The following is a 24,439-nucleotide window of genomic DNA, read 5'->3' as shown; positions in this document are numbered from 1 at the left end:
TAATACTGCCAGAGAAGAGGAAGCGTAAAGCGTATCCAAGAGCAGTACTTAAGAAAGCCGCTAAATATCCCACGCGTTCGCGTTCAAGGAATAAAAACGCCACTCGCTCTTAAGCGAGTGGCGTTAAGTATGGCACTGAGCTTTTCGGTGTCCGACTAAAGAGCAACAGGTTAACGTTTGTTACGTAAGTAGCGTTTACGTCGCTCTTCTTTACGCTTGGCTTTTTCTTCTTCTTTACGCGCGGTTTCGATTTCCACTTCGATAAGCTCTTGCGTAATCATTTCTGGGCGCTCTAACGTGATCTGTCCTAATGTACCCTGACGCAGCTCATGAAGTAGAATCTCAGATACTTTATGTAGGTCAACACGGCCACCCGCTCGCAATGCGCCACGGCGACGACCAATCTCTTCCATAATTTCTATATCAGATTCTGGAAGCTCATCGATTTGATAACGTTGTTTCAGTTTTTCAGGATATTGAGCGGCTAGGTATTCGATGGTGTAAAATGCCACTTCATCATATTCCATCGCTGTGTCTTTCACTGCACCTGTCGCTGCAAGACGAAAGCCACTGTGCGGGTTTTCTACTTTTGGCCACAAAATTCCAGGAGTATCAGATAAAACAATGCCGTTTTGAAGATTGATGCGTTGTTGACGGCGTGTTACCGCAGGCTGGTTACCCGTTACTGCGATCGTACGGCCTGCGAGTGTATTGATGATGGTTGATTTCCCCACATTTGGGATACCCATGATCATGGTACGAATGTTTTTACCAATTTCTTCGCGGTGAGGCGCAAGCTTACGGCAAAGTTCCATAATTTTATGAACTTCCTGAGGTTCAGAGGTTGTGACAGCCATGGCTTTCACATTCTGTTCTTGCTCAAGATGATCAATCCAGAGTTGAGTCAGTTCTGGGTCAGCCAAATCGCGTTTGTTCAATACCTTGACGACCGGTTTTTCACCACGAATCTGGGAAATCAAAGGGTTTTCGCTACTAAAAGGAATACGGGCATCCAGTACTTCGATGATCACATCCACCTGTGGGATGGCTTCTTCGATCTCTTTACGTGCTTTGTGCATGTGGCCAGGAAACCACTGGATTGAGTTGTTAACCATTTGAGTTACTACCTTAAATTCTATTGCTCATAAGGGGTACGGTTACTAACCTGAATATTAGGCTACTCAATATGATGAGGCCAGCATACTGGTTATTCGAGGTATCTTTCCAATGTACCGCAGAGTTGAGCTTCATTCTGCTGTTAATCGTGTAGTTTATCACGTAATACTAATGAGCACCCAAGATGATGGAGAAAAACCGTTTACTCAGTATCAAGTGTCGAATATTTGAGCCTACGCTTGTACTATTTATCTTGCTCAAATATGTAGGGTGCAATGTAGTTAAGATGACTTGCTGAGGTGTTGAGCGCAAATAGAATGTAGTCAAAGGTGGAATAGTCTGTAGGAATGTGCCTACGGATTTTTTAATAAGTCAATAATATCAGTGCTTTATCAGCATCCTCATGGCTTCTTGATATTTGACTTTTGAGTCCTTCAGATTAGTCTGACTTCCCAATTAGAGGAAGTCTTTATGTTCAGCATTCTAAGAAAAAAATTCTTGTTATCCGTTATGCTTTTTAGTGTCGCGGTTTCTTTTGATGCATCAGCGGTAATTACTAGCAAAGAACAAAAAGAAACGGTCGTTGTTGGTGTGATTACTCAGCATAACGAAGAAAACTCAATACGCGACAATATTGGTCCCTTTTATGACATTAACCTTGATTACCTGACCAACATTTCAAAAGCGCTTAATCTCAAGCTTGAACTTCGTCCTTATAAGCATATTCCTCCTCTGTTAGCCGACGTAGAGAACGGTGTTATTGATGGTGCAGTAGGGTTTAGTAAAACAAGTGACAGAGAAAGTCGGTTCCTGTTTTCACAGCCATTCTTTTTCAGCACCATTGCTGTTTGGTACCAAGATGCCAACTTTAAGGGACGCGACCATCAAGACATCCATTGGATATGTGTTGAGGGCAGCTCATATTGTGACAACCTTAAAACTCAGGGGTTCGGCAACATCAGTTATGCGAAAACCCGTTCAGAGGCTTTTGATAAGGTTCGTTCCGGCAAAGCTAACGCGCTAATTTCTACTTATGTTGCGATCAACCAGTATCTCGATCAGCACAATATCGTCAAAGGGTTGGTAGACATACCAGAGTGGCTGAGTCATGAAGAGGTGAGCTTCATTACTTCGCATGATAATCAAAACCTGATTAATCAGTTCGATAAGATTCTGAAATGGGAAAAGAGTGGCAAAAATATTCGCTCTGTTGCTTCTCAAAACCTTTACCACATTAACGACAAGTTGTTAGCTGAGTATCGCAAACAGCTAGGCGCTGATCACAAGATTACTTACAGCAGCAGTGAAGAGGCGTATCCGTTTTTATTTAAGAATGCACACACTGATCGTTTGGACGGTTTTCTTCCGGATTTCATTGCGTTAGTTCAATCTCGAACAGGCTTATCCTTTGAATTTGTTAAGCCCAACCCTAGCTTAAGCAGTGGATTGACCGCGTTTAACTCTGACCTTGTGCCTGTTGCTTATGTTGATGAAGCACCAGTTTCAGACTGGTTATTAACTAAACCTTTTATGCGCAACGATTTCGTGTCTATTCGAACGGAAGAGCGCAATGTCGATGTAACCAAAAGTTCGAAGCTCGGCATTTTAATCAGTTTAAAAAAGCAAGGGTTAGTGCACTTAGATTCATGGCAGCATGAGCGATTTTCTCGCTACGATGATCCTAGGCAACTATTGATGGATCTGAAATCAGGTAAGTTGGATATCGCTTACGTCCCTGATGATATTGTCCACAGCCTGATTACAAAGGATCAGGTCGATGACTTAGTCATTAATGAACATGACGTACTGACATTCTCAATCGCCTTTGCTGTGTCTAACCATAATACACAGCTAAAAAATATGCTCGATAGTGTTATCGAAACGATTGACTCAAACGAGATAGAAAAACTGCTTCGTTCACACCGAAATTTCAACTTGGTCTATGGCTATAAAGACGAACACATTACAAGAATCGTAGTGTTGGGAGTGATTGCGTTTTTTGTGTTGTTAGTTGTGGTGTACTTTGTTTTGGCCCACTTGAAATTAAAAGTGAATCTGGCTGAGTTGAATGCCAACAACGAAGAAAAAGAAAAGCAGTGGCTCATGGAGATTATTCAGCAAATCAATAGCCTGGTATTTATCCATGACGAGAACAATCACTTGGAGATAAGTAACTGTGCGCAGCACAAACATGGCCAGTGCCAAGGTTGTAGTCTTCAGCGCGCTTCAACAGGGATACGTCTTGTCGATAACGAAGATGAGTTGAGCAAAATTATTGAAGGGGAACGAATTACAGAAGAAGTGGCGTCATCAGGCTGTAAATTAGGTATTAATCATCTTTACCGTGAGCGTAAGTCTATTTCATCGCCGAGTGGTAAGAAACAATTCGTACTCACCGTCATTCAAGACATTACGCATCAGAAAGATCGAGAACAAGCACTCATCGATGCGCAAGAGAAGGCACAAACGGCGGTACGTGCACGTGAAAACTTTTTGGCAACCATGAGCCATGAGTTGAGAACGCCTCTGTCCGCAGTGCACGGTATTCTCGACATACTCCAGCGCCAGATAGAGGATTCATCTAACTTAGAGCTTACCTCTCAGGCGATGCATGCACTTAATCATTTAAATACGCTTGTTGACGAAGTCCTCGATTTTTCCAAGTTGGAGGCAGGGCAGTTAACCGTTGTGCCCGAAAAAATAGACTTACTTTCAACGCTCTGTGGTGTTTTACGTAGCTTTGAGCCTAAAGCGCTGGATAAGGGCTTGGACTATAAGGTAACTGTGAAGCCTTTCAGACATCGTCTTGTTGAAATTGACTCGTTAAGGCTAATCCAGATCATCACTAACTTATTGTCTAATGCGGTTAAATTTACCTCTGAAGGTGAAATCGCGATTAGCGTGATTGTGCATGAGTCTCAACTGATTTTAAAAGTGGCAGACACTGGTATCGGGATGACAGAAAGCCAGCTAAAAGGTGTTTTAGACCCTTTTGTTCAGGCCGATGACACCATTACTCGCAAATACGGTGGAACAGGTTTAGGGCTCAGTATAGTCGACCGCTTAATCCAATGTATGGGTGGAAATCTCGCGATTGATTCCCAATATGGCCTCGGCACGACGATGGCAGTCAAGCTTCCAGTTACGCTGTGTGAACTCAGCGGCGAATACTTTCCAGAGCTGACATACAGTGACGCATTACCATTGAGTGTTCGTCAGTGGTGTGAAACCTGGAATATGAAAGCATCTAATGAAGCGAACACGGTAAACCTATTACCTAAACGAGATCGGGAAGGCCGTTGTAAAGGTGTGTTGTTTAGTCAGCATGATATCGCGCCAACTTATCTGTCATTACGTGAGGTCCAGTACCCTGACACCTTATTAAGTCTGTTTGACCAAAGCCATCAAAATGTGATTTCAACAGACTTAGAGCAAGAAACGCTCTCTTGGGTTGAGGGAACGGTTTTGATCGCAGAAGATAACCCGATCAACCAAAGCATCATTTTGATGCAGATGCGCGAGCTTGGTATTGAGCCAGTGATTGTCGATAACGGCCGTGAAGCATGGGAGTATCTGCAGCGAAATCAACAGGTCACTGCACTTCTAACGGACTTCCATATGCCAGAAATGGACGGTTTTGAGTTGGTTAAGCGCGTGCGTTCTTCACCGGTATTTGAAACGCTCCCGATAATCGGGGTTACGGCTGAAGACTCCCGCTTGGCAAGTGAGAAAGCGAACGAACTGGGGATGGATAATGTGCTTTATAAGCCGTATGACCTGGATAAATTGCAATCCATCTTGGTTCCTTTTCTAGGACATAAAGAAAAAGTTCCATCAATAAACTGGATTGATAAGTTTACCTCTCAAGATGCGAGAGAGATTGCCCAAGTGTTCAGTCAATCGATGGCAGCGGATGTGTCTAAGTTGAAGAAAGCAACCACTGACAAAGACAAAAAACGAGTGATTCACGGGATAAAAGGAGCGGTAGGTGCGATAGGCATTTCACTGTTAACCGATCTGTGCATTGAGGCAGAGAAGGTCAGTGCGACAGAATTGGATAAATTTGCAGCGGAACTCATTATACATATCGAAAAGGAGATCGAGAATGTAGCGAACTGGAAAGAAATACATGAACAGAACATTTAGCGCGATGGTGATCGACGATCATCCTCTTCAAACTACTTTACTGAACCATGCCTTACGCAAGCATGGTGCTTACGTCGCGCCATTCAATTGCGTAGATGAGGCCATTATGTGTGCAGAAACCACGCAATTTGACGTGATATTTTGCGATATCATGATGCCGGGGAGAGATGGCGTCGACATGATGGAGTTACTCGATCAGATCAATTTTCAAGGCAAAGTGGTGATAGTTAGCGCGATGGATCTCACCATTATTTCTGCGGTCAAAGCCATGTGTAGTGATTTTAGTTTCGAGGTGGTTGGTAAATTACAGAAACCTTACGACCAGATTGAAGTCTCTGATATCGTTGCAAAAATGCAGCAAGAGACACATAAGAAAGCGACATTTACTCAACCGATCGAAGTTGAAGACCACGAGTTTATTTGTGCGTTAGATGAAGGGCGCGTAAAAAACTACTATCAGCCGTTGGTTGGTACGAAAAGTGGAGAGGTGTTAGGTTATGAGGTACTGGCTCGCTGGTATCACCCAATACATGGTGTATTGTCGCCTTGCCACTTTTTGAACATTGTTGAGCGCTGTGGTCTATCGAAAGCTCTTTTTGATGCGGTATTCAGCAATGTTATCTATGACATCAAAAACCGTGGCTTAACGCAAAAAGTATCTATCAATGTTGATCACGCAAACCTACAAGATGCTCAGTTTGCCAGCCGATTTCTTCAAATGTGCCATGACAACGACATTGAGCCTGAACAAATCACTATAGAAATCACCGAGCGAGATACGTTTCAGGCTAGCGCTTCGATTTATAAAAACTTACTCAAGTTGCGAATGAATGGTGTCACGGTATCTATCGATGACTTTGGAACTGGCTCGTCGACGTTTGAAAAACTCGCGCAACTGCCTTTCAACGAACTCAAAATAGATCGTTCTTTTGTCCATGGTATCGAAAGTGATCCCAAAAAAAGAAATATCGTCGTTGCCATTCGTTCATTAGCGAAAAGTTTAAATATTCCTGTTGTCGCAGAAGGTGTTGAAGACGAAGCGACGATGAAAGTCATGCGTGAATACGGTATCGACCTTTGCCAGGGTTTTTACATCAATAAACCAATGCCCTTAGAAGCCATAACCATACTGAGCTAAAAAATGAATAAATTAAACTGCTTAATCTTTGACGATCATCCACTGGTTTGTGTTGCCATTAAATATCTTCTCGAAGAGTTAGGTGTCGCAAGTGAAGTGATTACAGCCACTTCTTCGAGAGCAGCACTGACAGCGATAAAAGAATGTGACATCGAATTATTAATATTAGATGTGAACTTATCCGACTGTGACGGCTTCGACTTCTATAAACGCATCAAGTCACACGGTTATTCAGGGAAAGTTATCTTTTTCTCTGCTGAAACAAGCCAAATGTACAGCCAAATGGCATTTCGGTCGGGCGCAGATGGTTATGTATGTAAATCTGAAAACCATGAAATACTCAAAGATGCCATAGAAGCGGTATCGAAAGGGTACTCATTCTTTAAATTTAAGCAGGTCGCAAGTGAAGCAAAGGCGGCACCGCAGCTTTCGAGCAGAGAGAGCGCGGTAATGAAGTATCTGTTACAAGGTAAATCGAATCGCGATATCGCAGAGGTATTATCCATCAGCGATAAAACCGTTAGCACGTATAAACGTCGTGTGTTAGACAAATTTAACGTTGACAATATTGTTGAGTTGACAAGGATTGCGGGCGATTTAAAGGACGTAATATGAACGTGAATCTAAGAAATATCTCTTGGTCACTCTTCATCGCTACCTTACTGTTTGTTACGTCGGTCGTTACTATTGGTGCGGTAGTTTTCTCATATGAGAACAAGCAGTTCCACTCATATGTAGAGCGGTTATCTAAGGTAAAACAACAAGTAATTCTGTTAGGCTTACTGACAGAATCTCAGCTTGATCAGCACCAGAATAGCAGCGCTGAAAGTATAGAATCGAAAACGAACTTGAGTTTTCGCGATGCAATATATTCTTTAGACTCCAGTAAAAAACTCAATTATGTTGAAGCAGTTGCACGTAAAGTGTTCCATGAGGCGGAAGAATATTTACTGAGTGTTTATAAAGATACTGAATCAGTATTGTATTTTCGTTCTTATACCGGAAATAAACTGATCGTTGAGCGTCCGGTTGAAGGGCTGGAAAATAATAAAAGTGCATTCGATGTAGAGGTGTGTAAAGAGAATATTTCTTGCGTTAAAGATGCATGGAAAGGCCAATTAACGGATCGTGTGCTGTTCTCTAAGCCGTTTAAGAGCAGCTCTACAGGTGAATATGCATTGTGCGTGATGAGTCCGGTTTATCATCATGGTGAATTGGTAGGGGAATTTTCTACTCAGATGTATTTGACTGCGCTTTACGAAGAAGGAAAAGCGGTAAAGTCGATCATCAACAATGGTAATAAGCAGCTGAACATCTACTTTCCGGATTATCCATGGGCGCATTTTGCCTATACCCAATCTTACATGGCAGATAACAATAACTTGGTCGTTTACCAATATCCTTTCAGCAAATTGCTCGTGGATTATAGCTATCTATACATCATCTTTTTTATTGTTGCGTTCGCCTACTTCTCCAAGGCTCACGAATCAAGTCAGAACAAAATGCAACTTGCTAACGCATTGACTGATGTAACAAAAGATGAACTTACCGGCTTATATAATCGAAGGCTGTTTAAGGATAGCACCTTTAAAAACCGCTTAGCTGAAGCTACTTACTCGGTGATGGCGATAGACGGCAACCGAATTAAGAAAATTAACGATTGCTACGGGCATCATGTTGGTGACGATGCTATCACTATCATTGCAGAGTCGATGAAGAAAGTATTCAGAAACAGCGATTATCTTGTACGCACTGGGGGAGATGAGTTTTTGGCTATTCTGCCTAGTTGCAGCCAAAGCCAGGCGTCTATGCTTGCCAAAAAATTACAGGGTGTCGTAAAGGACAATCGTCTAAAAGCGCTCGATATCGAAATTAGTGTTTCTACAGGATTAGCCACCAGCGAAGCGCATGAAGTGCTTGATGATGTGATTATACGTGCGGACGAAGAGCTGTATGAGATGAAAAAGCAACGAGATTAGTACAGCAGGGCAGGTGTTATATTGTGTGTAAAAGAACATACAAACAGTATGGTGACATAACCATTTGATAAATTTGACCAAACGAGAACTTTAGTCTTTTATATTAGAGCCGCCACTTGTAGAAAGTTGGCTGCCTTACTTTTTCTGCTAAAGAATATCCGACGTAAGTGGTGTCTCGTTTTGAATAAAGATCTCGATCTCAATCTCTTGAAAATTTTGGTTTTGCTAGAAAAGCATCGTCAGCTTAAACCGGTGGCTAAAGCATTAGGGAAAAGCGAAGCATCGATCAGTAAATATCTCGCCCGTTTACGAGAGCAGCTCAACGATGAGCTATTTATTCGCCATCCTCACCGTTTTGAGCCAACAGACTATTTAGTGCGCCAATTACCGCAAATTACTGAAGCGCTTGACCAATTGGAAACATGTTTACTGCATTCGGAGTTTCAGCCAGAAAACTACGAGAAAGATATCATCATCTCTTTGCCTCAAGTCGCACAGTACTCTTTCGGTCACCTGCTTGCGATGGAATTAATGTCGGTGTTTCCTAAAGCACATATTACGATAACGACCAATAACGAGCATACGGTTGAAGATATACTACTTGGCAAAGTAGATGTTCAACTGCATTATTTTAACGATGAGCTGCCAAAGTCCATATACCAGCACTTTGTTGGTTATGCACCGGCGGTTGTGGTAGTTGCAGAGGAATCGGGCATTACTACTTTGAGGGATGCTGCTCAATTACCTTTTGTGATGCATGGACTAGTTGGTTGGAAGGATCGTGAACAAATTGTTAAACGTGGAATGGAGGAGAAAGGCTTGACGATCAACAGGGTCGCAACCTTTGATAACGTAAGTGCGGTACTCAAACTCGTAAAAGAGATGGGCGCTGCAACGGTATTGCACGAATTTCAATCACCAATAGACGGTTATCGATTTATACGGGTTCCAGAATCCTATTATATAAATGGCTGGCCAAAAGTCGTTTTGCAGATGAAGCAAAGTCATCGCTATGATGCAATGCACCAGCTTTTAACTGGTGCAATTGCTAAATATATGGCGAATTAACCGAAAACCTGAGTGTTTTCTGACTGCGGAAGTGTATGCAGTAATTCTATCAACGAGGTCGCGTGGTACTTTTTCAAAATTCTTGTTTTATAAGTACTGATGGTTTTCGCACTCAGTGACAGCTGCTCAGAAATTCGTTTATTTGAGTAGCCCTGAGCTAAATAGTGGAACACCATTGCCTCCCTTTTCGATAGAGCAATGCTGTTTGAAGATTGTGTGTGTTTCAGTTTAAATATCGAATAACCACGAGAAACACCGACAATAGCGTCCATAATGGTTTGTTTGCTCTCGTTTTTGTTCAAAAAGCCATTCGCGCCAAGCTCATAAGCGGCTTTTGATAGGCTCGAATAGTCTTTTGAAGAGATAAAAAGAATCTTACCTTGGTACCCGGTCGCTAAAATATTCTTTGCTAAACGCATACCATCTCGATCGCCAACAACTACATCTAAGATAATTAAATCAATCCATTGATTTCGAACTAAGTCCATGACTTCTGCGCTGCTTGTCGACTGTTTTACGTCTGCAGTATTCATTACATTGTTTACAAGAGTCGCAAGTGCATCACTGTAAAGCGGTTGAGCATCAATAATAAGAACGTTTTTCACAGTGGACCTCATTTAATTAAAGTTAATTGTTTGCCCGCATATAACCTTATCGGATTGATTAGGATTGTAGGAAAATTCTTGATTAATTGAAGGAAAATGACATTTTCGAAAAACGAAATTCACACAAAAAATTGGTTTATCAAGGTTAAGACAAACCTTGTAATCGAGGCTCCTGGCGATAATTTTCTAATTACAACTCATTGATGTAATTACCTTTACAGGACCAAATGTCTGAAGGTACGAATCAGTATGCGAGTTAACTCTCACAATTAGTGAAGATGAAATACGAGTAAGTTTGCATAATAAGTTTCAGAACAATTGTCTTTGAGTTATAGAGCATGCATTGTGCTTCGGGAGTAGAAATGACAAAACATCGTGTTTGGGTAGAAAGTGGGGCTATTGTTAGTAAAAACAGCCCTAAACCATTAGCAATTTCCAAAGTCATCAGCATTTACGTTAAAGAGTACGATAGTAAAAGCAAAGTAAAGCGCGCTGCGCTTATAGCGGTTGTATTTAGTTTTGTCGTTGCTTTGCTACATCCAATACTGTGGGTCGTTGTATTTACGATTGTGTTTGGTTCAAGTTATGTCCTGACTAAGAAATATGAGCTTCGTGTTTCTGTTTACAATAATGAAGAGATAGGAGTCGTTGAGTCAGGGTTGTGTTTGAGTAATGATCGCGCGGAGTTTGATGAAGTCGTTACCCAGGTATCTGAGCTAAAAGCAGTACAGCAAGGAGCTTAAGTACAGGCAAGCACGTTAGACAGCTGTTTTGTTATTGAATCGCCGATTCACTCAACCAGATTACTCGGGGTTAATTGGGATAAATACGTTGTATTTTCATTTACTTTAATGAATGCTACACAAGGTTACGCGAACCACGTACGTAAGATACTTGGTGACGCTATCGTTGTCTCATTAAAAATAAGAATGGTCTCGATGGAATTCGATTCGATAAACTTGGTTGCGTTAGGTCTGATCTTTCTGGGTTCCTACGTTCAAACGGCAATTGGCTTTGGCTTAGCGATTGTTGCTGCTCCTTTGCTTATTATCTGGTCTCCAGAATACGTTCCTGCGCCTATCTGTTTAGTCGCTTTATTTATCTCTTTGCTGAATGCTTTTAAACACCGCAGTAGCGTTGAGATTGGTGGTTTGAAAATGGCATTGATTGGGCGTATTCCGGGCTCTATCGCCGGTGGAGTAATGCTGTTTTTTGTAACAACAGAAGCACTTACGCTGTGGATTGGTATTCTAGTACTGTTCGCCGTGATTGTGAGTGTTTTGCCGTTTAGAATTGAACCAACGCCAACGCGTATGACATTTGCGGGTTTCTTTTCTGGCTTGTTTGGTACCAGTTCAGCGATAGGAGGGCCGCCAATGGCACTCTTGCTGCAACATCAAGAGGCTAATCAGTTACGCGGTAACCTATCGGCTTTCTTCGTCGTCAGCTCTATCATTTCATTGATTGTTCAGATACCCGCTGGCTTTTTCACATGGAATCATTTACTTATCACTATTCCTCTGCTGCCTGCAGCGGCGCTTGGCTATTGGCTAGCGATTAAAACGACTCAGTCTTTACCAAAAGAAAAAATCCGAATTGGTGCACTGACACTTTGTTTTGTAAGCGGCTTTACGGCTATTGTACAGGGAGTGACTTTATAGGTTGTCTGAAGCTGCTTCGTGAATTAACTTTAGTGATAAAACGATAAATCAAAAGGAATGGATATGATTACGGCTCTCTACGCTTGTATTTTGACAGTACTACTGATTTGGCTGGCAATTCAGGTTATTAAACTGAGACGCAAGAATAAGGTCGCTTACGCAGATGGTGGGGTTGAAGCGCTTCAAATAGCGCGAAGTGCGCAAAGCAATGCGAGTGAATACATTCCCATTACATTGATACTAATGGCGCTATTGGAGTACAACGGCGCGCAACCAGTTTGGATACATCTCACCGGTATTATCTTCGTGATTGGGCGTATTATTCACGCGCGAGGTATTTTGCAAGAGAGATTCAAAGGGCGGGTTAAAGGGATGCAGCTGACTTTTCTAATCATGGCTGCGTTGGTTGTTTTGAATTTGATTTATCTACCTTACGACAAGATTTGGTAACAAGCCCAGCATGGATGTTGTCTGCCGGGCTTGTTACTTTGACTAATCTTTTTTAAGCACTTCTGCGAGCGAAGGGTAATCGAATGTGTCGACCAAACGCGTTAATCATCGCACCTGTGACGATTAACCCTGCACCAATGTACGTCCATACTGACGGTAGCTCACCAAAGACGACAATACCTATCAGGCCAGAAAAGACTATCTGAATATAAGAGTAGGCTGAGGCTTTGCCTGCTTCTTGAGTCTGCATCGCTTTCGTCATACCAAGTTGACCAATTTGCGTGAAAACACCAATTAAAACCAACATGATAGTCAGATAAAGATCAGGCACAACAAAGTTGTCTCCCATCAATATTATCGACGCTGGCAGGGCGACAAGAGGGAAGTAGAAAATAATGACTGAACTGTCTTCTGTCCGGCTCAATTTTCTGACGATTACATACGCGATAGAGCTACCAAACGCGCCTAACAATGCCATCATGACGCTAAATGGAGGCAGTGCATGTTCCGCTGATGCACCGGTTTCGGGGCGCACCATCACATAGATACCCAGTAAACATAAAGCGATACAAACCAATGTCGATGGTTGAATCCGCTCTTTTAAGAAAAATACCGCGAGCAAAGCGGTAAATGCTGGATGAATATATTGGAATATGGTCGCTTCTGCCAAAGGTAGTGTAGTGACCGAGTAGTAAACACAGACCAACGCAACGGTACCGACAGCGCCACGTAGGAGCAATAAAGGTTTGTTGTTTCCCCAGATAGAAATTCGTTTACGCTTCACGTCTAAGTAACTAATCACTAAGGAAACCAGAGCCCTTGCTGCGACGATCTCAAAAACGGGGATACCGTATAAACTGACGTGTTTAACCGTCGCGGACATCAGTGCGAAACCAAAGGCAGAAAGAACCATAAAGCGAACACCAATGGGAATCATGGCGCTTAAAGAATTAGACATGAGAATGCTCGATTGTTGCGTGAGATCTCACTTTAACATACTAAGTGGTTAAAATAAGCCACTAGATAAAATGAAATTTGCCGATAAAATGAGATTGCACTTTGATATCTATCCGCTTCGCCAATCAATAGCAATGCATCGATACATTACGTTTTATGGTTGGTATAAATTAGCCTAACTCACAAGGAAATAACATGATTCCAGTACAAGCAACCCACGTGTCAGGTGTCGTCATTTCTGAGATTGATGGCGTGATGAAAATGTTGCTCTTAAAACGCGTGAAAGGCGGCTACTGGTGCCACGTTGCAGGCGGCGTCGAAGAGGGGGAGTTAGGATGGCAAACCATCTTAAGAGAACTTAAAGAAGAAACACAGATAACCGATGTAGAGCTGCATACCGCCGACTTTCTGGAGCAGTTTTATGAAGCGAAAAAGAACCGAATCATGGTTATCCCTTGTTTTGTTATGTTCTGCCAGCCCAATCAAGGTGTCACGCTAAACAACGAGCATACTGAATATTGCTGGTGTACATTAGAAGAAGCGAAACAATTGGCGCCTTTTGCAAATCAACACAAACTTTATGAACACGTGTGGATGCATTATGTTGATAAGTCCAAACTGACTCCTTTCACACTCATAGAACAAGACTAAAGGAAGATAATGCTTCAAGCCGATGATTTACAACAACGCTTTGCGATATCTGACAGAGTATCGATGGAGCCGTTAGCGTCGAAACACACCTTAGAGCTGCTAGAAACCGTCAATGCCAATCGTGAAAGGCTAACGGTTTATTTACCCTGGCCTGAGTTTGTGACCAACAGACGAGAAGCTCGCCACTACATTTCACAAAGAGTGGATAGCAACGCAGTCGATGCGTATTGGTTTGCTATTTACTTTGACGACCGATTTTCCGGCGTGATTGGCTCAAAAGGGGTCGATCCAGAGACGCACGCGACCGAAATCGGTTATTGGCTTGCGGATTATGGCAGAGGTAATAAATTGATTGATCAGGCTCTTTCGGTTCTCATCCTTCATCTTAAAAAGAGAGGCAATGCTAAATCTGTCCAATTCCACTGCTTGGAAGAAAATATAGCGAGTATCAAAATTGCCGAGCGAACCGGGGCGAAATTGAAACACTATCTGGATCATGAGTTTGATATGTTGGATCGTTCTCAGCGGTTGGGAGTCTATGAGTTGCCTCTGAGATAAAGTATTTAAAAAAACCGCCTTAATGGGCGGTTTTTTGCTTTTCGAAAAGGCCTTCGCAAGACTTACCAAAGACCAAGTAATTTCCACCATGCGCCGCCCACGAAGATAAATACTGGGATAACGATGAGAGAGAAGATAAAGCCGATTTTCCACCAGCTTTGAAGGCTATGAAATCCTGCGCCAAATAGTATTGGTGCTGGGCCAGAAGAGTAGTGGGTCGTTGACATGTACAGGTTACTGAAAATACCTAAAACGATTGCAGCCAGCATTGGTGGTGCCCCCGCTGAAATAGCGATCGCCAGGAATGCAGAATACATTGCGCTAATATGTGCCATTGCACTTGCCATTAAGTAGTGGCTGTAATAGTAAACCAGCAGCAGTACAACAACCGTTGTAACCCAGCCAAATCCAGACAACGATTCGCTCATAGACTGACTGAACCAGCCGATAAAGCCCAGGCTGTTAAGTTGTGCCGCCATCATCACCAGAACGGCGAACCAAGTGATGGTATGCCAGGCTTCTTTTTCACCGAGTACCGCGTCCCAGGTAATGGTGCGTGTCATAAGCAAGAACACCAAGCCCAGTAGCGCAGTGACCGTTGAATGAATGCCTAACGTGGGGCCAAGAACCCAAAGTGACACCATACCAACGAAGGTGATACCAACCATGATTTCATCACGTGTCATCTTGCCCATTTCTGCCAATTTCTTACGAGCGATTTCGCGCATCTCTGGGGTTTTCTTTAACTCCGGCGGGAACACAAAGTACATCACAAGTGGAATCAGGAACAAACAAAGCAAGCCCGGTACAATTGCCGCAGTTGCCCAGCCAGCCCATGTAATTTCTACCCCTTGTTCTTTTGCGAAGTTCGCGGCCAGAGGGTTACCTGCCATTGAGGTCAGGAACATAGCACAAGTGATGGCATTACATTGGAAGATACACTGAACCAAGAAAGCGCCGATGCGGTTTTCTGTTCCTTTTTCTGGATCAGAATCGTATGCGCTGGCGACAGAACGGAATAAAGGAGAGATGATGCCGCCACAGCGTGCTGTTGTACTTGGCGTTGCTGGTGCAAACAGCAAATCTGTTAAAACAAGGCCGTAAGCAAGCCCAAGCGAGTTATGGCCTAATTTTGCAATAAACCAGTAACCCACGCGTCGTCCAAAACCGGTTGTGATAAAGCCACGCGAGATAAAAAACGCAGCGGCGATCATCCAGATTGTCGGGTGAGCAAAGCCAGTGAGTGCGGTTTTAATCGGTAACACACCAAGTAAAGTCGCCACAGTTAAAGCCGTTAAGGCCATTGCGCCAAGAGGTAAAGGGGCGAGAATCAAACTCAGTACAGTCGTGACAAAAATTGCCATCATTTGCCAAGCTTGGTCGGATAGTCCTTCAGGTGTTGGGATAAACCACAATATACAGCCTATCGCGACCAGCAATAGCATTTTCATTTTGGAATCATACATACATCCATCTCCAAGTTAAATTTTGCTCATAATAGGGTCTGGATCGTAAAGAAAACTGAGATAAATCAATTTGATGGGGAAGTTGTTTTTGCACTTATTTAACTTGGGTACTGAGGCAGGTTCGGGCTGCAAACTCATTGAGAATAAACTCATTAAATTAATAAAAATCATAAAATTTATCATTGAGATGTGAGTCAAGTTTTAGTGCGTATTGCTCAATCATTCGTTCAGACTTACGGTAAGCTTGGGCTAGGTAACTTTTAGGAAATCTGACGTGTCTCTCACCTCTTTTACCTTCACTAAACAACTGGCCGCTTTACTGAGTGGCGTGATGCTATTTGGTATGTTGAGCTGGTGGAGTTACAGTGCGTATCAATTGGATGAAATCCTCACACATCAAATCAGTTTGCGAGCACAAGTACAGTCTCAGCAGTTATCTCAGTTACCCAGCCTCGTTATCGCAGTTTCATCTGGTAAAGCCGAAGCTGTTTCAGAGATTATCACAGCAGTTCAGGCGGTAAGCGATGCGGATTTTATTACCGTTAGCGATAAAAACGGTATCAGGCTGGCACATCCCGTAGAGGAACGCATTGGTCTTCATGTCACTGGTGGCGATATTGAAAGAGCATTAAGCAGTGGAGAATCATACTTATCCTACGGTATTGGTTCATTAGGCCCTTCTATTCGTTATATTTCGCCAATTTTGCTAGACGATGGCAGCGTGATCGGCATGATTAAAGTCGGATATCTTATTGATACATTGGATTTATGGACCAGCGAACGCCTGTTACCTTTGATTGTTTTCGGACTTGGTGCTGTTTGCATTTGTATTTGGTTGTCTTGGAAGTTTTCACACTATGTCAGAAAACAGATGCAGGAGATGGAACCCTGGCAGCTTAGGCAAGCATTAAAAACGTATCAAGGCGTTTTGGAAGCGACTTATGAGGGATTGGTCGCGATAAACTCTAAAGGGCATTTATATCTTATTAATGATTCGGCTCGTTCGATGCTGAACTATAACAAAGAGCATGGTGACGAATTCATTGATGGTGTTGATGACCCAACCTGTTTTTCTCTCGATGGGGAAGACTACATCAATGGCTTAACTCGCGTGAACGGTAAAAACTTGGTGGTTAACCGAGTGACTTTACGTACCTCTGGCGGAGAGCCTTACGGCGCTGTGTTTAGCTTGCGTGACCAAAATGAGATGCACGTACTCTCGGAGAAAATCAGTCAGGTAAACCAGTACATGGAAAACATGAGAGTGACTCGGCACGAATATCAAAATAAACTCTCGACCATTTCGGGCTTACTTCAGATGGGGGCTTACGAAAAAGCATTAGCGGTGTGTTTATCGCAAGCGAAAGCTAGCCAGTCACAATTGGATTCATTGCGTGCTCTTCATAACCTGCCAGCCTTGTCTGCGTTGATTCTGGCTAAGGCAAGTAAAGCGAATGAGCTGGGTGTTGCGTTGAGTATTGATTGTCAAAGTGATTTGAGTCGGCTCTCTAAGCGTTTATCGGAAGAGCAGCTGTGTGGTTTGATAGGCAATTTGGCACAAAACTCGCTGGACGCAGTGAAAGGGAAAGAAACAGGTTATATCGATATTCATATCTCAGAATCTGACTGCGAGTACACTATCCAAATAGTGAACAATGGGCCTGTGATTGAAAGTGAACTCGAAACCTTGTGCGAGCTGGGTTTTACCAGTAAACAAAGCAAGTCGGAACATGGCGTAGGAATGCACATTGTACGTTCGATAGTTGAGCAAGGACTAGGCCATATAGAACTCGATAGCGACGAGTTAGAAACGGCATTCACCGTGTATTTTTCTAAGGAGATGGCATGATAAGCGTTGTGATTGTAGAAGATGACCCCAGCATTGCTGAGTTGCATCACCACTTTGTAGAACAAGTCGAAAAATATCAGGTGGTTGGCATTGCTGGTAACATCCATATCGCTCGCCAATTAGTAGAAAGAATCCAACCAGATTTAGTCATTGTCGACAACTATCTTCCCGACGGCCTGGGCGTTGATCTGGTTTATCAGTGGCTCAATAGTGAACATAAACCAGAGTGTATTTTGGTTACGGCGGCCAACGATGCCGATACGGTTCAAAAAGCTCACCGATTTGGCGCGTTTGATTACTTGGTTAAGCCAATGGATTATTCACGTCTTACCGAAAGTTTACAGCGATTCTCGAAAGTGAAAAATCACACAAGCAGCCAAGGCACATTTCGCCAATCGCAGTTAGATGATCTTTTTCATTCTGGTAAGTCTAACAAGGTTGAGCTGAGCCAGATCGAGTTAGCAGGTCTCGATCCTTTTATGTATCGACAGGTTATAGATCTTTTCACTAATGGCCATGTTGAACACACCGCCGCCAGCGTACCGGAACTATTGCCAATCAGTAAAAGTACATCTCGCCGCTATCTGGATAAAGCGGTAGAGCAGGGGGATTTGGTGGCATTTCTAGAGCATGGGAAGGTAGGTCGTCCAGCACGGGTTTATCGCAATAAACATGTTTCAGAAAGTTAAGTCATTTTGATAAAAAAGGCTCTTAACGAAGTTCGAAAAGAGCCTTTGTCGAGGTTTAGGGGAGCATCAATGTAGAACCTCACTACTGAACCTTAGGTATTTACAGTCGCTCATCAATTCTTTAAACGACTCTTTGTCTAGCTTGATCAATGTTTCATGGTCACCCGCTTCTAGATAGACATGATCCAGGTTTGCTAATCTTTCATCGCACACCGTTGCCATGTGATAAGGGCTACCAATTGGCGGAACTGCTCCATGTTCGCAGTCGGTAAAAAGTTGATAAACCATGCTTTCTTTAACTAAATGGAAAGAAGCGTTGAACTCATCGTTTAGTCTCGACAAGCTGATTTTATTGTTGGCTGGTAATACCGCCATCATATGATGACCTTCATGATCTTCAAGGATCACGGCTTTTGCCAAATTCATCAAAGGTATACCTGCAGATACACCACTTTGAAGCGAGCTATGACTGTGGCTGTGATTCACTGTTTGAAAGTGAATATTATGATCAGTCAGGTATTGATCTAATCGGGTTGCAATCGTCATAAAGCCTCCACGTGTATTCACCCTTAAAAAGTATAGGAGAGATGTGAAGCAAACGCTTATTTTCTCTATGTTCAATGACGCTTATACGCACCTGTCCTACGCTTACGTTAAATCCTGCGACACTGACAGGTGGTAACAGAACTGGAGGCAACATGAGTAAATCAATTATCGCCGATAACAAGCCAATCAAAGTCAACTTGGTGGAAGGGCAGGAATATTATTTCTGTCGTTGTGGTCGCTCTAAGAGCCAACCCTATTGTGATGGTTCACATTCAGGGACTGGCCTGAAGCCGATGAGTTTTGTCGCCGAAAAAGATGAAGAGGCTTACTTATGTCGCTGCAAACAGACTTCAAATGCTCCGTTTTGCGATGGTACCCATAAACAATTTACGGCAGATCAGGTAGGGCACGAAGCACCGGAAGTTAAGAAAGAGAAAAGCGGAAAACCTGCGGCTACGTCGACACAAGAAGAACCCACGCTGGAGTTTATTCACCAACTGGCGAGGGAAGGGTTATCTAAACGAGGGAATCATGGCCCCATGGCAGCAATGGGGGTACCAAGACACCTTCTACCACATTGGGACGCAATACAAATTATGGTTGCTCAGTTGGCCACGCAACCTTTGATGGAAGATGTGCCAGTAGCGACCGAGTTAATCGTTGGACCAAACGCACGTAAGCCTCTCAAGTTAGCGATCCCTTTATTAGTTTCGGACATGAGCTTTGGCGCACTATCGGAGGAGGCAAAAATTGCACTTGCTAAAGGCGCGGAATTAGCAGGAACAGGAATTTGCTCTGGTGAGGGGGGGATGCTGCCTGAAGAGCAAGCCGCAAACTCTCGTTATTTTTATGAGCTTGCTAGTGCACAATTTGGCTACGCTGAGTCAAAATTACATGGCGTACAGGCTTTCCATTTTAAAGGCGGACAGGGCGCGAAAACGGGAACTGGAGGACACCTGCCGGGAAGTAAAAACGTAGGTAGAATAGCGGAAATACGTGGCATTCCTGAGGGCGAGCCTGCGATATCGCCTCCGACATTTAAAGATCTCCATTCTGCACGTGATTTCAGGAAGTTCGCAGATAGAGTGCGTGCCATCACTGGAGGTATACCCATTGGTTTTAAGCTTAGCGCAAATCATATTGAACAAGATATTCAGTTTGCTTTGGATGCAAGTGCGGATTACATCATTCTAGATGGCCGTGGTGGTGGTACTGGTTCAGCACCATCAATGTTTCGTGACCACATTAGTGTTCCAACCATCCCTGCTTTAGCTCGTGCTCGTAAATATTTGGATCAAAAAGGTGTTAGTGACAATGTCACGCTGATTGTAACTGGTGGATTGAGAGTGCCAATGGACTTTGTTAAAGCCTTGGCATTAGGGGCGGATGGCGTAGCAATTGCAAATAGTGCAATGCAATCTATCGGGTGTGTCGCAGCACGAATTTGTAACACCAACAACTGTCCCGCGGGCATTGCCACGCAAAAATCCGATTTAAGGCAGCGTCTTGATATCGAAAAATCATCCAAACAATTGAAAAACTTTTTCGATGCGTCTGTAGAGCTGATGCAGGTTATGGCTAGGGCGTGCGGGCACGATGCCCTAAGTCAGTTCAACATAAATGATTTAGCGACATGGGATAGAAATATGGCGCAGTTATCTGGAGTGAAGTATGCGGGCGTGACGGATATTTACCGTTGATGGAAGTTAACGATAAATGGGTACATGTTTAGTTGCAAATACCCATTTCATACGTAACAAAATATTGACCAAAAAGTCATCAGCAATCTGGTGTATAGACTACGCTGTTATTAATGAATATTTTCTATTCATTTGATCAAGTGAACATTTTTATTAGCGGCTTATGTGCCCCTAACAAAGGAGTTTTTATGAGCAACACAAGCGGCGGTTCAGTAGGTAAATGTCCGGTTATGCATGGTGGGCAAACATCTACAGATAAGTCAGTGATGGACTGGTGGCCAAATGCGTTAAATTTAGACATCCTGCATCAGCATGACTCCAAAACAAATCCATATGGTAACGACTTCGATTACAAAGAAGAATTGAAAAAATTAGACGTTGATGCGCTTAAGAAAGATTTGAAAGACCTGATGACAGACAGTCAAGATTGGTGGCCAGCAGACTGGGGCCATTATGGCGGCTTAATGATTCGAATGGCATGGCATGCCGCTGGTAGTTACCGTATAGCAGATGGTCGTGGCGGTGGTTCTACTGGTAATCAACGTTTTGCACCTCTCAACTCGTGGCCAGATAACGCTAACCTCGACAAAGCAAGACGACTCCTTTGGCCAATTAAAAGAAAATACGGTAACAAACTAAGTTGGGCGGATTTGATTCTTCTTGCTGGTAACATGGCTTATGAATCGATGGGCTTCAAAACCTTCGGTTTTGGTTTCGGCCGTGAAGATATCTGGCATCCTGAAAAAGACACGTACTGGGGCTCGGAAAAAGAGTGGCTCGCACCGAGTGGTGGAGAAGGAACGCGTTACTCAGGTGAACGTGACTTGGAAAACCCACTTGCGGCAGTAATGATGGGCCTTATTTACGTTAACCCTGAAGGTGTGGATGGCAATCCTGATCCATTAAAAACCGCGGCAGACATGCGTGTTACTTTCTCGCGTATGGCGATGAATGATGAAGAAACTGTTGCACTTACGGCTGGTGGTCATACCGTCGGTAAATGTCACGGCAACGGTGATGCCGAAAATGTTGGCCCGGAACCAGAGGCTGCAGATCTTGAAGAACAAGGTCTTGGTTGGATGAATCACACTACGCGTGGTATCGGACGTGATGCAGTGACCAGTGGTTTAGAAGGCGCGTGGACCACGAACCCAACCCAGTGGGATAATGGATATTTCCACCTGTTGTTTAAGTATGACTGGGAACAGAAAATGAGCCCTGCTGGCGCTCATCAATGGGAGCCTGTCAATATCGATGAACAAGATAAACCCGTTGATGTTGAAGACAGCTCGAAACGATACAACCCAATCATGACCGATGCCGATATGGCACTGAAAATGGATCCTGAATATCGTAAAATTGCAGAGCGCTTCAAAAATGATCAAGCCGCTTTCGAAGACGCGTTTGCTCGTGCTTGGTTTAAGCTAACACACCGTGATCTAGGGCCGAAATCTTGCTACTTAGGGCCAGATGTCCCAGCGGAAGATCTGATTTGGCAAGATCCAACGCCTGCGGGTAGCACAGGTTATGATGTTGATTTGGTTAGAACCAAGATCGAAGCGAGTGGTCTAAGCATTGGTGAGCTGGTCAGCACGGCTTGGGATAGCGCACGTACATTCCGCGGTTCCGATCGTCGTGGTGGAGCAAACGGCGCTCGAATTCGCCTCGCCCCGCAAAAGGATTGGCAAGGTAACGAGCCACAACGTTTGAGTAAAGTGTTAACGGTTCTTGAAAAAATTGCTTCTGAATCAGGATGTAGTGTAGCAGATGCTATCGTTCTTGGTGGTAACGTTGGTGTTGAGCTAGCCGCACGTGCAGCAGGTTACAATGTCACGGTTCCGTTTTCACCTGGCCGTGGTGATGCGACTCAAGATATGACTGACGTTGAGTCTTTTGAGGTGCTTGAACCTTTGGCAGATGGATACCGAAACTGGCTGATGAAAGATTATGTCGTTAAACCAGAAGAATTGATGTTAGATCGCACTCAGTTAATGGGTCTGACTGCGCCAGAAATGACCGTGCTTGTCGGCGGTATGCGTGTAATGGGCACCAACTATGGTGGTAGCGCAGATGGCGTATTTACCGACCGCGTCGGCACCTTGTCTAATGACTTCTTCGTTAACTTAACCGACATGGCATACCAGTGGGTTCCGAAAGGTGAGAACCAATACGAAGTCGTCGATCGCAAATCGGGTGCAGTGAAATGGACAGCAACCAGAATTGACCTTGTTTTCGGTTCTAACTCCATTTTGCGCTCTTATGCGGAAGTGTATGCGCAAGATGATAATCAGGAAAAATTCGTTCATGATTTTATCGCTGCTTGGGCAAAAGTGATGGATGCTGATCGCTTTGATCTCTAGCGAAACAAGAGAATACGGTTATTAACTGGCTTACAATAAACACAGGCGGACATGATGTCCGCCTGTTTTTTATAAGTGATATCGGCGATCTCACCACGCAATCAAACCCGTTTTGGACGTTAACCATCTAGAAATCAAAGCAAGCGTAATGAATAGCAATTAAACTGCGTTGAACGGCCAACCTAAGTGCAGAATTATGACTCAAAATGCTATTCAAGAAAAAATCGCTAGCTTCTCTCGCATAGAAGAGGCCTTGAATTATTTCGAGATCGAGTTCGACAGCCAATTTATCGAGAGTAATCGCACCGAACTAGTAAAGCGATTTAACGGCTACTTAATTTTGACCAAACCCGATGATTGGTTTTCAGCACGTCGAGCACTCAAGAATGCGTACTGCAAAGTGCAACGCAGTTTGCTGGACAAAACTACCCGTTCAGCATGCCGCGGCTGTACTAGCTGTCAAAGACGCTAAGGCTGTTGTTCGCCGTTGAATGTCTACATACTGCAAACATAGATTACTCGCGACTTCCGCCAGAGTATTTGGCATATGCTAAATACACATTTTTAGACCGTGTAAAGTGCCACTATGCTAACAGATACTGAACATCATCAACCTCATCAGTCCCACGACCATTGCGCAGTGTGCGCACCAATTGCAAACAATCCCCACTCTTTATCCGTCCATTACCAACAGCTATCGGATCATTCCATTTTTGGCGAATTCGATGTGCTTAACCGTCATCAAGGTTACACAGGACTGTTGCATGGTGGTATCGCCAGTTCACTACTCGATGGCGCGATGACCAATTGCTTGTTGTCGATGGGTGTCGAAGCACTGACGGCTCAGCTCGATGTCCGCTATCACGCGCCTATTGCTTTAAATGAACATATTGAAATTACCGCGCATTGCGAAAGGGAAAAGCGGGGTGTTTATCAGTTAGTCGCTCAGCTAATAGTAGATGAAGAAGTCAGAGTGAGTGCAATAGGAAAATTTATTCGCCCTAAAAGTTAGCTAACCGTATACTCGTAGCTAATGACTATTCCATGGAGGGAATATGAAAGAATTTGATGAATTACTCTCAATTGCGACGAGGAAGTCAGAGTTTGATCTGACCAATACCTGGTTTAAAGGTGTCGAGACCTATCTGGTTGCAATTGGTAAAGAAGTGGAAGAGGTACGTGAAGAAATAGCCGAAGATCGTCTCTGTTATCTGGAAGACGAACTTGGCGATGTACTGTGGAATTATTTGAATGTGCTGAAAGCGTTGGAAAGAGAGAAAGGCATTGACCCTAAGAAAGTTCTGGATAGGGCTTGTAAGAAATACGAACAACGCGTGTCAGCTATCGAATCAGGCAGCAGTTGGGAAGACGTCAAATTGAAACAAAAAGAAGCGTTAAGTATCGAGTTGGCAGAACATCCAGAAAACAAGCGGAGCGTCATCTAACGATAGAGATACGTACCGGTCTATAAATGGCGTAAGTCTTACTATAAACAGACAA

Annotated in this window: 22 protein-coding genes; 17 read left to right on the top strand and 5 right to left on the bottom strand. The window is 43.5% G+C overall.

Annotated elements, in window-relative coordinates:
- Positions 1-170: 170 nt before the first annotated feature.
- Entirely contained in the window at positions 171-1,115 is a 945-nt protein-coding gene (gene ylqF / locus L3V31_RS17325) for a ribosome biogenesis GTPase YlqF (RefSeq protein WP_237317782.1), read from the bottom strand.
- A gap of 472 nt (positions 1,116-1,587) precedes the next feature.
- Here ylqF and L3V31_RS17320 point away from each other — a divergent pair, with 472 nt between their 5' ends.
- The 5 genes from L3V31_RS17320 (at position 1,588) to L3V31_RS17300 (ending at position 9,447) form a co-directional block, all read left to right on the top strand.
- Complete coding sequence (locus L3V31_RS17320; RefSeq protein WP_237317780.1) at positions 1,588-5,262, top strand: transporter substrate-binding domain-containing protein; 3,675 nt, start codon at positions 1,588-1,590, stop codon at positions 5,260-5,262.
- Positions 5,246-6,400 (top strand): EAL domain-containing response regulator, encoded by a 1,155-nt coding sequence (locus tag L3V31_RS17315; protein ID WP_237317778.1) that lies wholly within the window; start codon positions 5,246-5,248, stop codon positions 6,398-6,400. The genes L3V31_RS17320 and L3V31_RS17315 overlap by 17 nt, the downstream gene beginning before the upstream one ends.
- Positions 6,401-6,403: 3 nt before the next feature.
- Positions 6,404-7,015 carry a response regulator transcription factor gene (locus L3V31_RS17310; RefSeq protein ID WP_237317776.1) on the top strand — a complete coding sequence of 204 codons (612 nt, stop codon included), beginning with the start codon at positions 6,404-6,406 and terminating at the stop codon, positions 7,013-7,015.
- A 2-nt stretch (positions 7,016-7,017) separates the two neighbouring features.
- Positions 7,018-8,379 (top strand): GGDEF domain-containing protein, encoded by a 1,362-nt coding sequence (locus L3V31_RS17305; RefSeq protein ID WP_237317788.1) that lies wholly within the window; start codon positions 7,018-7,020, stop codon positions 8,377-8,379.
- A 180-nt stretch (positions 8,380-8,559) separates the two neighbouring features.
- Complete coding sequence (locus L3V31_RS17300) at positions 8,560-9,447, top strand: LysR family transcriptional regulator (RefSeq protein WP_237317775.1); 888 nt, start codon at positions 8,560-8,562, stop codon at positions 9,445-9,447.
- Here L3V31_RS17300 and L3V31_RS17295 read toward each other — a convergent pair.
- On the bottom strand, positions 9,444-10,052 hold the full coding sequence (locus L3V31_RS17295; protein WP_237317773.1) for a response regulator transcription factor: 609 nt from the start codon (positions 10,050-10,052) through the stop codon (positions 9,444-9,446). The genes L3V31_RS17300 and L3V31_RS17295 overlap by 4 nt on opposite strands.
- Positions 10,053-10,414: 362 nt before the next feature.
- On the opposite strand from L3V31_RS17295, the gene L3V31_RS17290 reads away from it, so the two are divergent.
- The 3 genes from L3V31_RS17290 (at position 10,415) to L3V31_RS17280 (ending at position 12,163) form a co-directional block, all read left to right on the top strand.
- Complete coding sequence (locus L3V31_RS17290; protein WP_237317771.1) at positions 10,415-10,795, top strand: hypothetical protein; 381 nt, start codon at positions 10,415-10,417, stop codon at positions 10,793-10,795.
- Between the two features lie 195 nt (positions 10,796-10,990).
- A complete protein-coding gene (locus L3V31_RS17285; RefSeq protein WP_237317786.1) occupies positions 10,991-11,713 on the top strand; it encodes a sulfite exporter TauE/SafE family protein in 723 nt (240 codons plus the stop codon).
- A 63-nt stretch (positions 11,714-11,776) separates the two neighbouring features.
- Entirely contained in the window at positions 11,777-12,163 is a 387-nt protein-coding gene (locus tag L3V31_RS17280; protein ID WP_020334771.1) for an MAPEG family protein, read from the top strand.
- Between the two features lie 52 nt (positions 12,164-12,215).
- On the opposite strand, the gene L3V31_RS17275 is transcribed toward L3V31_RS17280, so the two are convergent.
- Complete coding sequence (locus L3V31_RS17275) at positions 12,216-13,121, bottom strand: DMT family transporter (protein ID WP_237317769.1); 906 nt, start codon at positions 13,119-13,121, stop codon at positions 12,216-12,218.
- A gap of 194 nt (positions 13,122-13,315) precedes the next feature.
- Here L3V31_RS17275 and L3V31_RS17270 point away from each other — a divergent pair, with 194 nt between their 5' ends.
- Complete coding sequence (locus tag L3V31_RS17270) at positions 13,316-13,771, top strand: NUDIX domain-containing protein (RefSeq protein WP_237317767.1); 456 nt, start codon at positions 13,316-13,318, stop codon at positions 13,769-13,771.
- A gap of 9 nt (positions 13,772-13,780) precedes the next feature.
- A complete protein-coding gene (locus L3V31_RS17265; RefSeq protein ID WP_237317766.1) occupies positions 13,781-14,329 on the top strand; it encodes a GNAT family N-acetyltransferase in 549 nt (182 codons plus the stop codon).
- 62 nt (positions 14,330-14,391) lie between these two features.
- Here the strand turns inward: L3V31_RS17265 and L3V31_RS17260 are convergent, their stop codons facing one another.
- Positions 14,392-15,795, bottom strand: a complete 1,404-nt coding sequence (locus L3V31_RS17260; RefSeq protein WP_237317763.1) for an anion permease — start codon at positions 15,793-15,795, stop codon at positions 14,392-14,394.
- 274 nt (positions 15,796-16,069) lie between these two features.
- On the opposite strand from L3V31_RS17260, the gene L3V31_RS17255 reads away from it, so the two are divergent.
- Together L3V31_RS17255 and L3V31_RS17250 are read left to right on the top strand one after the other, a co-directional pair.
- Positions 16,070-17,644, top strand: a complete 1,575-nt coding sequence (locus L3V31_RS17255) for a sensor histidine kinase (protein WP_237317761.1) — start codon at positions 16,070-16,072, stop codon at positions 17,642-17,644.
- Positions 17,641-18,333: a response regulator gene (locus tag L3V31_RS17250; RefSeq protein ID WP_237317760.1), complete on the top strand. Its 693-nt coding sequence runs from the start codon at positions 17,641-17,643 to the stop codon at positions 18,331-18,333. Before L3V31_RS17255 ends, L3V31_RS17250 begins: the two co-directional genes overlap by 4 nt.
- Positions 18,334-18,399: 66 nt before the next feature.
- Here L3V31_RS17250 and L3V31_RS17245 read toward each other — a convergent pair whose 3' ends face one another.
- A complete protein-coding gene (locus L3V31_RS17245; RefSeq protein ID WP_237317758.1) occupies positions 18,400-18,879 on the bottom strand; it encodes a YbaK/EbsC family protein in 480 nt (159 codons plus the stop codon).
- A gap of 152 nt (positions 18,880-19,031) precedes the next feature.
- Here L3V31_RS17245 and L3V31_RS17240 point away from each other — a divergent pair, with 152 nt between their 5' ends.
- The 5 genes from L3V31_RS17240 (at position 19,032) to L3V31_RS17220 (ending at position 24,384) form a co-directional block, all read left to right on the top strand.
- Positions 19,032-20,579, top strand: a complete 1,548-nt coding sequence (locus tag L3V31_RS17240) for a glutamate synthase-related protein (RefSeq protein WP_237317756.1) — start codon at positions 19,032-19,034, stop codon at positions 20,577-20,579.
- A gap of 188 nt (positions 20,580-20,767) precedes the next feature.
- On the top strand, positions 20,768-22,939 hold the full coding sequence (gene katG / locus L3V31_RS17235; protein WP_237317754.1) for a catalase/peroxidase HPI: 2,172 nt from the start codon (positions 20,768-20,770) through the stop codon (positions 22,937-22,939).
- Between the two features lie 196 nt (positions 22,940-23,135).
- Positions 23,136-23,411 carry a nitrogenase-stabilizing/protective protein NifW gene (locus tag L3V31_RS17230; protein WP_237317752.1) on the top strand — a complete coding sequence of 92 codons (276 nt, stop codon included), beginning with the start codon at positions 23,136-23,138 and terminating at the stop codon, positions 23,409-23,411.
- A 114-nt stretch (positions 23,412-23,525) separates the two neighbouring features.
- The gene (locus L3V31_RS17225; protein WP_237317750.1) at positions 23,526-23,951 is read left to right on the top strand and encodes a PaaI family thioesterase; all 426 of its coding nucleotides are present in this window, start codon (positions 23,526-23,528) and stop codon (positions 23,949-23,951) included.
- A 43-nt stretch (positions 23,952-23,994) separates the two neighbouring features.
- A complete protein-coding gene (locus tag L3V31_RS17220; RefSeq protein WP_237317749.1) occupies positions 23,995-24,384 on the top strand; it encodes a MazG nucleotide pyrophosphohydrolase domain-containing protein in 390 nt (129 codons plus the stop codon).
- The last annotated feature ends 55 nt before the right edge of the window (positions 24,385-24,439 follow it).

It is taken from the genome of Vibrio sp. J1-1 (assembly GCF_021728395.1).
Lineage (GTDB): Bacteria > Pseudomonadota > Gammaproteobacteria > Enterobacterales > Vibrionaceae > Vibrio.
Note: the sequence above shows the minus strand (reverse complement) of the source record. Positions and strands in the feature narration are given on the sequence as shown.